Below are 12,329 nucleotides of genomic sequence, written 5' to 3'. Positions count from 1 at the left end.
CGCCGGGCCACATATCGGTGATGCTGAACATCTTCTCGCTGCTGATCGGCCTCGTCACCCTGGCGCTGGGGCTGGTAGCCTTCATCCCCTTCCTGGGCTGGCTCAACTGGCTCGTGCTGCCGATCGGGGTGGTCGGGCTAGCGCTGGGCGCGATGTCGTCGAGCAATTCGGGGCGCAATCTCAATCTGGTGCTGCTGGTCGTGTTTGGGCTGCGGCTGATGATCGGCGGCGGCGTGATCTGACGCGAAAAGGGCGCCGCGATCACTCGCGACGCCCTCTCCGTGACGATCAGGTCAGACAGTGATCAACGGCAGCGGCGCGGCCTGCTGGTCTCACGCTCGATCGCGCGGCCGGCGAGTGCACCCAGCGCGGCACCGCCGAGCGTGCCGATCGTGCGGTCACCGCCGGTGTCGATCGTGCGGCCGACCAGCGCGCCACCGACGCCGCCGACAATCAGGCCAGTGGTGCCGTTCGACTTGCGGCAATAGGTGCGCCCGTCCTTGCCGCGCCACTCGCGATACTTGTAGCGCTGCGCGTCGGCACTGGCCGCGGGCAGGACCGCCACCGACGGGATGGCGACGGCGAAGGCGCTGAGGCCCAGGATCAGTTTACGCATGCTACATACTCCCGTGTGAAATGATCTGGGACCGTAACGTACCGCCGGCGAGCGCGGTTTCATGAACGTAAAACAACGTCGCGGCTAACCCGCGTTAATTGTCCACGTTATTCACAGGCGGGTCGCCCCGATGCCGCTTTGCGCGACTCGGAACTCGTGAGACTTTGTTTGGGCAGGCGGACGACGAGGCTCTTCGGAGCGGAGTGGAACGCCGGTGCTGCCGGGCAGAGGCTGCGGATGCCGCGAGGTGGTCCGAAGGCGGGCAAGGCAGGCGGGGATGCTCGTAGCGTTCCTCCGGCGCCAACCGTGCAAGCGGTGACGGCGACGAGGGGCAGGGAAGGCATCACCGAACCGCGGCGAGGACGCCGGGCCGTTTACGGTCGGGTGGAGGCAAGGCGGGTCGCCAGGCAAGCGGCACGGCAGGCGCGGATGGCTGGTTTCTTCGGGATCGAGCCGGATGCGGAGGTCGGGCAAGCGGATGGTGACGAACGGCGAAGCGGATCGGGTCTTCGGACGCGATCGGTGGAGCAGGCCGCCGTGGCCGGTGGATGCGAAGGCGTCGCTTTCGGGCGACTACATCGAGATCGCCGCCCCGGTGACCGAACAGGGCAGGTCTGGACGGCACCGTTCGCGGTGAGAGGTCGGGCCGGTCTGCCGCCGAAACCGGCAGGGCGCAGGGTGCCAACAGCTTCGGCTGCGGTTCCCCAGCGGATGCAAGGCGCGGCGACGAGAGGGGGTCGGCCGAAAGGCCGGCCCCTTTTTTGCGCGGCGCGCACGCGGCCAGCGTAGCTCGCCACGAGATGCGCAAGCACGGCCGGGCTCGCGGCACGCGAGCTTCGACGACGCGGCCCTTCGGCTGCCTGCAAGGCAGGCGCTCAGGAGAGCCTTTGCCGCTGCGATGTGCCGCTGATTGGACGCTGCGATACCTTACTCCAGTTCGCGCACAGCAACTGGGCACCGGCTTTCGCCGGGGAAGATGGGTTTGAGGCCCGCGCGCATTTTCTGCTCGCCATTCTCTATACCTGCCGCGCTCGAAGATCACCGTTCGTGCTGAGCGAAGTCGAAGCACCTTGGCCGCTTGTGCCCTTCGACTTCGCTCAGGGCGAACGGAGGTAGTTGATTTCACGTACCCTGATGCCGCGCTACAGTCTCCGCGATGCCCCTCCCGCTCCCCATCCCCGCGCTCGGCCCTTGGCTCGACCTCGCCGGCCTCGCGGTGTTTGCCGCGTCCGGCGCGCTGGCGGCGGCGAAGCGGGGGCAGACCTTCGTGACGCTCGCCTTCTTCGCGCTGATCACCGGCGTCGGCGGCGGCACGGTGCGCGACCTGCTGATCGGCGCGCCGGTGTTCTGGGTGCGCGACGAGCGCGCGGCGGCGGTGTGCCTGGCCGTGGCGCTGGTGATCTGGCTGACGCCCGAGCGGTGGTGGAAGGGGGAGGCGCTCGACTGGTTCGACGCGGTGGGGCTCGCCGCCTATGCCGTGTTCGGTGCGAGCAAGGCGCTGGGCTTCGGCGTGCCGCCGGTGCCGGCGGCGGTGATGGGGGTGGTGACGGCGTGCGTCGGCGGCATCATCCGCGACGTGCTCGCGGGCGAGCCGTCGATCCTGATGCGGCCGGAGCTGTACGTCACGGCGGCGGCGCTGGCGGCGGGGAGCTATGTCGCGCTGGTGCTGCTGGGGGTGCCGGTGGCGGACGCGGCGGTGATCGGCGCGGCTGCGGGGTTCGCGCTGCGTGCGGCGGCGTTGCGGTGGGGGTTGAAGCTGCCGGCTTATCGGGGGCGGCGGTGAGGTAGCTAACGCCTAATCGCCGACGTTAGGGACCGCCAAGTTCGGGCCATTGCCGCCAGTTCCAGCCCTCACTGCAAAGCGAGTGCGGACCTTTGCACATTGGAGCGGCATCCATGATAGCGCGAACTGCTCCCACCCGGTTGCACGACGCGCTAGGAGACGCGTCGAGCACAGCTTGCGGATTTGGGTTCAAGCTGCTCATCTGATACATGTATCGTCGCAGCGTCGTGTCAGAGATAACGGCCTTGTTCCAGAGGATGGAGCCGTCGGAGCCGACGTAGACGGGCTGGACCACTCGCAAATGCCCGACACCGTCCTTCTCCCGCCCCCAATGAGCGAGCGGCGTTGAGCAACTCGCGGCGTAAGTTGTCGTCGCTCGATCACACCCACTCGGCAGGATCGCGAGGAGAAAAACGAGTATTACTGAGCCGCGGTTCATGCGGTTAAGCTGGCGCATCGCACCTCCGCGAGCAATGTCGGCTATCACCACAATCAGACACAAGCCCAGCCCCTCACCCCCGCACCAACCCCACCTCCGCGAACCGCCGCGGCTCGGCCGGCGGACTGGTGGGCTCCCCCAGTTCGCATTGCCACAGGTCGACGTCGATCCAGCGGCCGTGCTTCCAGCCGACCTCGCGGAACACGCCCGCGCGGCGGAAGCCGACCGCCTCGTGCAGCGCGATCGAGCCTTCGTTGGGGAGGGCGATGCGGCCGATCGCCTGGGTGAAGCCCTGCGCGCGCAGCGTGTCGACCAGCGCCCCGTACAGCAGCCGTCCCGCCCCCTGCCGCTGCGCCGCGTCGGCAACGTAGACCGTGGTCTCCACTGCCCAGCGATACGCCTCGCGCTCGGCGAAGGCGCTCGCATAGGCATAGGCGATGACGCCGCCGCTTTCTTCTCCTTGGGTGGCGACCAGCCACGGGTAGAGCCCGTCCGATGCCGCCATCCGCCGGGCCATCGTTGGCGCGTGGGGCGGGGCGGTCTCGAACGAAGCGACGCCGACCAGCACATGCGGCGCGTAGATCGCGGTGATCGCCGCCGCGTCCGCCGCCGTCGCCGGTCGGATCGCGATCACGTTCTCGCTGCCATCACAGGCCGAACCGCGCCAACAGCACGTCCAGGAGCCGCGCGTCGGACGGCACCGCCGTGACGGGACCGAAGCCGCCGCATTCCAGGCAGCTCGCCTGGATCGAGCCGGCGGACGCCAGCCGCTTCATGTCGCCCGATGCGCGGGCAAAAAGCTGGCGCTGTGCGGTCGCGACCTGCGCGAATACGTCGCCGCTCGTCCCCTCCTCCTCGTCGTTGAAGCTCGACGCGAGCTGCGCCGCCCAGCCGGGCTCCTTTTCGAGGTACACGGCGTGATAGTCGGTGCCCTTGATCCCGGCGCGGCGGGCGGCCTCGGCGATCGCGTCGGAGAGGGTGCCGAAGCGATCGACCAGTCCGAGCTGACGGGCGGTGCCGCCGTCCCAGACCCGGCCCTGGCCGATCTCGTCCACGCGCTGCGGCGTCATCTTGCGCGCGGCCGCGACGCGGGAGAGGAACTGGCGATAGCCGTTCTCGATGCCCGACTGCAGCACCGCGTCGAGTACCGGGTTGGTGCCCGCGATCACGTCCGGCTGGCCCGACAGTGGGGTGGTCTTCACCCCGTCGCTGGTGACCCCGATCTTGGCGAGCGTCTTCTCGAAAGTCGGGATGATGCCGAAGATGCCGATCGAGCCGGTGATCGTATTGGGCTCGGCGAAGATGGTATCGCCTGCGGTCGCCACCCAATATCCGCCCGATGCGGCGAGCCCACCCATCGAGATGACGATCGGCAGCTTCTGCTTCTTCGCCTCCAGCACCGCCAGCCGGATCTGCTCGGACGCGAGCGCCGAGCCGCCGGGCGAATCGACGCGCACGACCAGCGCCTTCAGCTTTTTCTTGGCGAGCCCGTCGAGCATCGCCTTGCTGATCGTATCGCCCGCCGCGGTGCCGGGTCCGCCCTTGCCGTCGACGATGTTGCCCGCGACGGTCAGCACTCCGATCGCGTCGCCGTCTGTGGAGAGCGGATGCGCGGCGATCCAGTCGGCGTAGCGGATGGTGGTGAAGTTGCCCGCGGGCTTGGCGCCGTCGCTGCCCGCCAGCGCCGCCACGCGGCGGCCGAAGGCGGTGCGGTCGCCGAGCTTGTCGACGATGCCGTCACGCAGGTTCGCCTGCGCGATATCGCCGCCGCTCGCCTGCACGACCTGGTCGGGCTGCGTCAGATAGGCCGCGAACCGTGCCTTGGGGCGCGCGGCGCGGACGCCGTCCTGCCACTGCGCGAACAGGGTGCCGGTCAGAGCCTGGCTGGCTTCGCGCGACTCCGGGCTCTGGTCGGTCCGGGTATAGGGTTCGACGAAGGACTTGTACTTGCCGACGCGATAGACGTGGGCATTGACGCCGAGGCGATCGATCAGGCCCTTGTAGAACAGCTGTGAGCCGCCGGGGCCGGCGAACAGCGTCCCGCCCATCGGGTGCATCCAGATCTCGGACGCGTTGGAGGCGAGGCGGTAGGCGGCATCGCCATAGGCGGTGGCATAGGCGAGCACCGGCTTCTTGCCCTCGTCGCGCGCGCGTTTCAGTGCGGCGCCGACCTCGCCGACTACCGCCGGATAACCGCCGCCGAACGCGTCGAGATCGACCACGATCGCCTTGACGCGGTCGTCGCTGCGCGCGGCGTCGATGGCGCGGAGCACGTCGCGCAGCCGGTATTCGCGCCCGACCGGCTGGCCGGACAGCGCTGCGAACGGGTCCATGTCGGCGGGCTGCTCGACGATCGCGCCGTCGAGTTTCAGCACCAACGCGCCGTCGCCGATCGGCTTCGATCCCGGCCGCGCGGAGAGCGCCGCGAACAAGATGCCGAAGAACAGGAGCATGGCGACGAGCACCAGGCCATCCTTGATCCCGACCAGCAATTTCCAGGCACCACGAACCAGCTTCACGGGAGTCTCCTTCGGCGAATGGCTTAGCCGGAAGTGTCATGGTTGAGCAATACGCTTCCGGCTCCGCGCGCCGTATCCACCCCGGCGAGGGCCGAGCCCAGTTGCTATCCTTTTGGAGGACAGGATTGCCGCGGAGCTTGGCGGCCGGCGGGCGATGCACCACACAGCGACATGCGCCTTCTTCCCCTGCTGCTCGCCCTTCTCGCCTCGCCGCTGGCGGCGCAGGAGCGATCCACCCTCCTCCGCCCGGCTCGCGTCTTCGATGGTGAGACGATGCATACCGGTTGGCAGGTGCTGGTGACCGGCAATCGGATAGTCGCCGCGGGACCCTCGATCGCTGCGCCGGCCGGGGCGACCATGCTCGACCTGCCTGACGCGACGCTGATGCCGGGGCTGATCGACGCGCACGTCCACCTGTTCCTCCACCCCTACAACGAGACGAGCTGGAACGATCAGGTGCTGAAGGAGCCCGTGGCGCTGCGCACGGCGCGGGCGGTGGCGGCGGCGCGGGCGACGCTGCGGGCGGGCTTCACCACCGTGCGCGATCTCGGCACGGAGGGGGCTGGGGACGCCGACGAGGGGCTGAAGCGCGCGATCGACCAGGGCGTGGTGCCCGGGCCGCGGCTGCTGATCGCCGGCCGCGCCATCGTCGCGACCGGCACCTATGGGCCACGCGGCTATGCTTTTCCTGTCCCGCAGGGAGCGGAGGAGGCGTCCGGGCCGGAAGAGGTCCGCCGCGTCGCTCGGCGGCAGATCGGCGAGGGCGCGGACGTGGTGAAGCTCTACGCTGACTACCGCATCGCCGGCAGCGCCGGGGCGAGCGCGACCTTTACCGTCGCGGAGATGCGCGCGGCGGCGGAGACGGCGCACGACTCCGGCCGGGCTGTCGCCGTGCATGCCTCGACTCCCGAAGGCATGCGCCGCGCCGTCGAGGCGGGTGCGGATACGATCGAGCATGGCGACGGCGGCACCCCGGCGGTGTTCGCATCGATGAAGCGGCGCGGCGTCGTCTATTGCCCGACATTGGCGGCGACCGAGGCGATCAGCCGCTATGCCGGCTGGAACGGCGCGGCGCCGGTGCCGGCGCGGGTCGCGATCAAACGCGCCGCGTTCGACGCGGCGCGCGCGGCCGGCGTCGCGATGTGCCTGGGCGGAGATGCAGGGGTCTTCGCGCATGGCGACAACGCGCGGGAGGCGGAGCTGATGGTCGCCTGGGGCATGGCGCCCCGCGCGGTGCTGGAGGCGGCGACCAGCGGCAACGCGCGGGCGCTGCGGGTGGCGGAGCGGGTGGGGCGAGTCCGCGCCGGCATGACCGCCGATCTGGTCGCGGTCGCCGGCGACCCGTCGCGCGATATCGCCGCGCTGCGACAGGTCCGATTGGTGATGAAAGGGGGCACGGTCGTCATCGAACCGTAACGCGAGCGTCACGGGCCTGTCGCCAAACTCCCACGCGAGAGTCACACGATGCCCCTAGCGCCCACCCCATGGCCAGCGGGCGAGCACCCGAGTCGGCCGCAGGGACATTCGGGGAGTTTCGGTATCATGGCGATCATCAACCGCGTGCGTGCGACGTTGCTGCTGGGCAGCGCCGCGCTGGTGCTGACGGGCTGCGACGGGGCCGACAGCGTCGCTTCGCCGGGGGCGGGCAGCGTCACCATCGTCACGCCGGCACCGACGCCGACCCCCACCGCGACCGCGACGCCGACACCCGCCGCGATCACCGCCGGGCAGTTCGCTTCGACCTCGGGCCAGACGCGCTCGGACGGGCAGACCTTCGCGATCACCGCCGACGAGCAGCTGGCGATCGTCAATGCCGGCACCAACAACAACGTCAACGGCTCCGCCAGCATGCTCTCCGGGATCGCGCCGGCGAGCGCCACGTCGCTGACCACGGCGAGCAACGCCAGCACGATCAACAACTTCTTCACGGCAACGAATTTCGTCGGCGCGCTGTCCGGTCCGACGGACAATGCCTTCCAGAACTGGACCTGCAACTCGAGCGCGGCGAACTTCGGCGGCACCTCCACCTCGTGCGCTTCGGTGCCCGCAATCGGCACCGGCGGCTCGACCGCTGCCTGCCCGGCGGGGACGACCGATGACGGGTTGGTCCAGACCTTCCGCGTCTGCCGCCTGCCGCAGCTCATCACCGGCACGCTGACGCTGCCGCGCATTCAGGGCGTGGTCTACCGCTTCCGTGGCCAGACCGAGGTCGGCACCGATGTCGGCACGACCGGCGCCGACAGCGCGGCGGTGCTGAACATCGCGGCCGGCGTGACGCTCGCCGCCGACAGCACCGAAGCCACGACGGACGTCCTGATCGTCAATCGCGGCGCGAGGATCAACGCGGTCGGCACCGCCACCGCGCCGATCATCTTCACCTCGCAGCAGAACCTGACCGCCAACAATGTCGGCGATGCGACGCAGGGCCAGTGGGGCGGCGTCATCGTCCTCGGCCAGGCGCCGACCGCGGTGTGCGCGGCGGGCACCGGCCCGAACAACGCCAACGGCTCGTCGGCGACCTGTCAGTTGGGCATCGAAGGCGTGACCAGCCGCTTTTACGGCGGGCCCGACGCCGCCGACAACAGCGGTACGCTGCAATACGTCCAAATCCGCTTTACCGGCGTTGCACTGGCGGACGGTAACGAGGTCCAGGGTCTGACGCTCGGCGGTACCGGCACCGGCACGACGATCGATCATATCCAGAGCCACAACTCGGCCGATGACGGCGTAGAAATCTTCGGCGGCACGACCAACATCCGCTATTTCGTGGTGACCGGCGCGGACGACGACGGGTTCGACATCGACAACGGCTATCGCGGCTTCATGCAGTTCATCATCGCCGCGCAGAAGGCATCGGGGGCGACCGCCGACTCCTTCTCGACCGAGATCGACTCGAATCTCGCCGAAGACCTGCTGCCGCGCACCTTCTCCACCTTCGCCAACTTCACCTTCCTGCAGACCGCGAACGCACCCGCCGCGATCCGCCAGCGTGGCGGCTCGGACATGCGCTTCATCAATGGCGTCGTGCGCACGCCGTCGGGCGTGGCCTGCATCAACCTCGTCGCGCAGGAGGCCAGTGCTGCCGACCGCTCGACGATCCGTGCCGCCGACCCGGCGCGACAGGAGTTCGGCCCGCCACTGTTCAGCTCGGTCTACTTCGCCTGCCAGGGCCGCTGAGGCCACGCCTCGGCCCGCACCGGAGCGGCGCGTGTGAGCGCCGCTCCGGTCGCCTCCTCCAGATCGAGTTTAGGCCATGCAGCGACGTTCCGCTTACGCAGCGCTCCTTCTCCTCACGTCGCAGCTGACCGCTCCTGCCGTGCTCGCCCAGACGAGCGGCGGCACCGCGGCGCCCAGCCCGGCGACCCCGCCGGGACCGACCATCACGACCACCCCGCCTGCCGGTGTTGACCAGACGCCGACGACGCAGAGTGGTACGGCGCAGCCCGGCACGGATGCGGCGCAGGCGCCCGAGGAGGAGGTCGAGATCTCCGCGCCCGGCGCGTCCGGGGACGTCGCGGACATCGTGGTCGTCGGCCGCAACGTGCCCAACGCCGTCCGTGCCACCTCGCAGGTCGTCTCGGTGCTTTCCGCCGCCGACATCGCCCGCACGGGCGAGGGCGACATCGCCGGCGCGCTGTCGCGCGTCACGGGCCTGTCGGTGGTGAGCGGTGGTTTCGTTTATGTCCGGGGGCTCGGCGACCGTTATTCCTCGTCGCTGCTCAACGGCTCGCCATTGCCTAGCCCCGAGCCGCTGCGTCGGTCGGTGCCGCTCGACATCTTTCCGACTTCGATCGTCGGGTCGGCGGTGGTGCAGAAGACCTACTCGGTCAATTATCCCGGTGAGTTCGGCGGCGGCGTCATCAACCTGACCACGACGGCAATCCCGAAGCAGAACTTCCTGTCGTTCGGTGCATCGATTTCGGGCGACGATTTCACCACCAGCGAGCTCGGCTACACCTATGACGGTGGCAAGTACGACTGGACCGGGTTCGACGACGGCACCCGCGACGTCCCCGCCTTCATCAAGAACGCGCCGAACGGCTCTGGCTTGGTACCCGCTGCGCAGGTGGCGCAGCTGACCAATGCCGAAACCACGCTGCTTCAGCGCAACAACCAGATCCCAGCCAATTGGTCGGGTGAGTTGTCCGGGGGCTCGGTGTTCGACATCGGTGCGACCCGGCTGGGCGTGATCGGGTCGCTGAGCCTTTCCAATAGCTTCCGCACGCGGGTATCGACGCAGCAGGACACCGTTTCGGCGGACGGGTCGATCCGCAACGACTTCACCACCCTGCTGACCGACAATCGGATCGTCGCCAATGCGCTGGTCGGCCTCGGGCTGGAGTTCGACGAGAACGTCCTGCGCTTCACCACCGTGTACATCCATGACACGCTGAAGCAGGCGCGCGGCTCGGCATCGGAGCGGTACAACAATTTCAGCGGGCTGCGCTTTCAGCAGAACACCAACTGGTTCGAGCGGCAGCTGGTCGAGAGCCAGTTCGTCGGCGAGTTCGAGCTCACCTCCAACCTCGAGCTGGACGCGCGCGCCGCCTATGCCAATTCGAAGCGCAAATCGCCTTACGAGCGCCAGTTCGATTATCTCTGCTCGCCGACCACCACGACCGGGCTGACGATCATTCCGGACGGACAGCAGCAATCGGGCGGGCTGCAATGCGCAGGCGCCTATCAGGTCACCGGCCGCTTCACGCCGTTCGCGTCGGTCATCTTCAGCGATCTGAACGAGGATTTGTATACCGGCCAGGCGGACCTGTCGTACAAGCTCGACACCGATCGGCCGTTCACGGTCTCGACCGGCTATTTCTATTCGGACACGCAGCGGACCTCCAGCCGGTTGCAGTTCAACTACCAGACCAGCCTGGGCGGCGGCACGGCGCCGGGCTATCCGGTCAACCTGCTGCGGCCGGACTTCCTGCTCGGCCCGGACGCGATCAACAACGCCTGTCCGCAGATCGCCGCCGGGGCGTGCACGATCGAGCTGCAGTTCAACACCACGGCAGGCGCAGCCGCTTATGACGCGGGGCTGCGCATTCATGCCGGCTATCTGCAGGCCGAGGCGGAGGTGCTTGACGGCCTGCGCGCCACCATCGGCGTACGTTATGAGACCGCGCGCGAGACGGTGACGCCGATCGGCGGGACGGTGACGGTTCTCGACAACAACTACTGGCTGCCGGCTGCCACGGTGACCTGGAACTTCGCCGAGAACATGCAGCTCCGTGCGTCGGCGTCGAAGACGCTGTCGCGACCGCAGTTCCGCGAGCTCGCGCCGCAGCAGTTTCGCGATCCCGATTCGGATCGGCTGTTCTTCGGCAACCCGCTGTTGAGCGATTCCCAACTGTACAATGCGGAGGCGCGGTACGAGTGGTTCTTCGGTCGTGACCAGCGGTTCACGCTTGCCGGCTTCTACAAGCGGATCGACAATCCGATCGAGCAGGTCGGCTTCTACACCGGGTCGGACGACCGGCTGCAGACCGGCTTCACCAACCTCCCACGCGCCAAGCTCTACGGGGCCGAGGTGGAGGCGCAGAAATATGTCTCGCTGTCCGGCCTGGGTGACTTCTTCGCTACCCGCCGGCTGCTGCTGCTCGGCAACTATACCTACACCAAATCGCAGATCACCGCCGATGCGAGCTGCGTACCCAATGTCCTCAACCAGACGCTGGGCGGGTGCCCCACCGGGTTCGGTCCGGCGGGCCTGCAGTTCCGCGACGCCGCGCCGCTGACCGGACAGTCCGACCATCTCGTCAACGTCCAGGTCGGCATCGAGGACACGGCCAATTTGTCGCAGCTCACCGTGCTGTTCAACTATGCCAGCGAGCGGGTCACCAACCGCGGTCCTTCGCTGCTGTCGGGCGACGGCTTTCAGCCCGATATCATGGAGCGGCCCGGTATCCGCCTGGACGTGGTGCTGCGCCAGGGCATCGAAGTGGCGGGCGGCAAGTTCGAGCTGAAGGCGGAAGCGCGCAACCTGACGCGTACCGGGTATCGCGAGAGCCAGAATTTTGCCGGCGGGAACGAAGTGTTCATCAACCGCTACGAACTGGGCCGGGTGTTCTCGCTGGGGGTGAGTGCGACGTTCTAGAGCTCAACCGAGCCGTGGGATGCTCCGTCATCCTGAACTTGTTTCAGGATCCATGCGCGACCGCGACCGCAAATCAGCGACTGATGGTTCGCATGGATGCTGAAACGAGTTCAGCATGACGGTACCTGTGAGCGGTCGTCACCCCCACACCCGCTCCCTGAACCACTTGGTGATGACGTACTTGACCCCGCTGCGCACCTTCATCCCCTGATGGATCGTCGCGGGGTTGAGGCTGCCGTCCGACCGGCGGTTGTTCCAGCAGACGAGCTTGCCCGTTTCCGGCTGGATGATCTTGTCGACCGCCTTGAAGCGCGTCGCGCCGCCAGCGTCTGGAACGTTGAGGTAGACCATCACCGTCCAGGTGCGGTTGCCGGCGACGCTGCAATAGCGGGCGAAGTCGGCGCCGTTGGGCTCGAAATAGTCGGTGTGGCCCTTGAATTCCTGCCCGACGCCGTACCGTTGCCCCTGCAGCGGCTCGCCATGCGCGGGGTGGAGGCCGGTGAACGCGCCGATGCGCCTCTCGACCTCCTGCACATGGGCGTCCGCGGGGTCGAGATCGCCCGTCTCGCTGGTGCGATAGCCGGCATCGCCATTCGCGTCCGCGATCGTGGAGGGTCGGCGGACCGCGTCAATCCGTTCGATGACGGCGGCGCACAGCTCCGCCGGCAGAAAGGCGCGCGCGACGAACAGCGTCAGCTTGGGGCTGGGCAGCTTCTGCACGCCCGGATTGGACAGGATGCGCGCCACGATCGCTTCGGAAGGGTGGCCGGAGCCGAGGTGGGGGAGGGCGGCCATGCCCCTTTCTGCCACCGCATCACGCGCGCTCCAAGGCGACAAATGGTTGACGCAACGGTGAAACTTGGGCTTGCTATGGG

At 68.3% G+C, this 12,329-nt stretch carries 10 protein-coding genes; 6 read left to right on the top strand and 4 right to left on the bottom strand.

All coding sequences use genetic code 11. The annotated features are described in order from the left end of the window. Positions 1-20: 20 nt before the first annotated feature. Positions 21-242 (top strand): hypothetical protein, encoded by a 222-nt coding sequence (locus VFQ64_RS04445; protein ID WP_325102083.1) that lies wholly within the window; start codon positions 21-23, stop codon positions 240-242. Between the two features lie 62 nt (positions 243-304). Here VFQ64_RS04445 and VFQ64_RS04440 read toward each other — a convergent pair whose 3' ends face one another. Further along, positions 305-616 carry a glycine zipper 2TM domain-containing protein gene (locus tag VFQ64_RS04440; RefSeq protein ID WP_325102082.1) on the bottom strand — a complete coding sequence of 104 codons (312 nt, stop codon included), beginning with the start codon at positions 614-616 and terminating at the stop codon, positions 305-307. A gap of 457 nt (positions 617-1,073) precedes the next feature. Between VFQ64_RS04440 and VFQ64_RS04435 the strand changes: the two genes are divergently transcribed. Both VFQ64_RS04435 and VFQ64_RS04430 read left to right on the top strand, forming a co-directional pair. Then, positions 1,074-1,253, top strand: a complete 180-nt coding sequence (locus VFQ64_RS04435) for a hypothetical protein (RefSeq protein WP_325102081.1) — start codon at positions 1,074-1,076, stop codon at positions 1,251-1,253. Between the two features lie 519 nt (positions 1,254-1,772). Next, entirely contained in the window at positions 1,773-2,399 is a 627-nt protein-coding gene (locus VFQ64_RS04430) for a trimeric intracellular cation channel family protein (RefSeq protein WP_325102080.1), read from the top strand. A gap of 512 nt (positions 2,400-2,911) precedes the next feature. Here the strand turns inward: VFQ64_RS04430 and VFQ64_RS04425 are convergent. Together VFQ64_RS04425 and sppA are read right to left on the bottom strand one after the other, a co-directional pair. Then, a complete protein-coding gene (locus tag VFQ64_RS04425) occupies positions 2,912-3,472 on the bottom strand; it encodes a GNAT family N-acetyltransferase (protein WP_325102079.1) in 561 nt (186 codons plus the stop codon). A gap of 13 nt (positions 3,473-3,485) precedes the next feature. Beyond that, positions 3,486-5,357, bottom strand: coding sequence for a signal peptide peptidase SppA (gene sppA, locus VFQ64_RS04420; protein ID WP_325102078.1), 1,872 nt, complete (start codon positions 5,355-5,357; stop codon positions 3,486-3,488). 171 nt (positions 5,358-5,528) lie between these two features. Between sppA and VFQ64_RS04415 the strand changes: the two genes are divergently transcribed. The 3 genes from VFQ64_RS04415 to VFQ64_RS04405 all read left to right on the top strand — a co-directional run bounded on the left by VFQ64_RS04415 (position 5,529) and on the right by VFQ64_RS04405 (position 11,454). Further along, a complete protein-coding gene (locus VFQ64_RS04415) occupies positions 5,529-6,773 on the top strand; it encodes an amidohydrolase family protein (RefSeq protein ID WP_325102077.1) in 1,245 nt (414 codons plus the stop codon). 126 nt (positions 6,774-6,899) lie between these two features. Further along, positions 6,900-8,534 carry a hypothetical protein gene (locus tag VFQ64_RS04410; RefSeq protein WP_325102076.1) on the top strand — a complete coding sequence of 545 codons (1,635 nt, stop codon included), beginning with the start codon at positions 6,900-6,902 and terminating at the stop codon, positions 8,532-8,534. A gap of 76 nt (positions 8,535-8,610) precedes the next feature. Next, positions 8,611-11,454 carry a TonB-dependent receptor domain-containing protein gene (locus VFQ64_RS04405; protein ID WP_325102075.1) on the top strand — a complete coding sequence of 948 codons (2,844 nt, stop codon included), beginning with the start codon at positions 8,611-8,613 and terminating at the stop codon, positions 11,452-11,454. A 138-nt stretch (positions 11,455-11,592) separates the two neighbouring features. On the opposite strand, the gene VFQ64_RS04400 is transcribed toward VFQ64_RS04405, so the two are convergent. Continuing rightward, positions 11,593-12,249 carry a 2OG-Fe(II) oxygenase gene (locus VFQ64_RS04400; protein WP_325102074.1) on the bottom strand — a complete coding sequence of 219 codons (657 nt, stop codon included), beginning with the start codon at positions 12,247-12,249 and terminating at the stop codon, positions 11,593-11,595. Between the last annotated feature and the right edge of the window lie 80 nt (positions 12,250-12,329).

It is taken from the genome of Sphingomonas sp. (assembly GCF_035714405.1).
GTDB lineage: Bacteria > Pseudomonadota > Alphaproteobacteria > Sphingomonadales > Sphingomonadaceae > Sphingomonas.
This window is presented reverse-complemented; position numbering and strand designations above follow the sequence as displayed.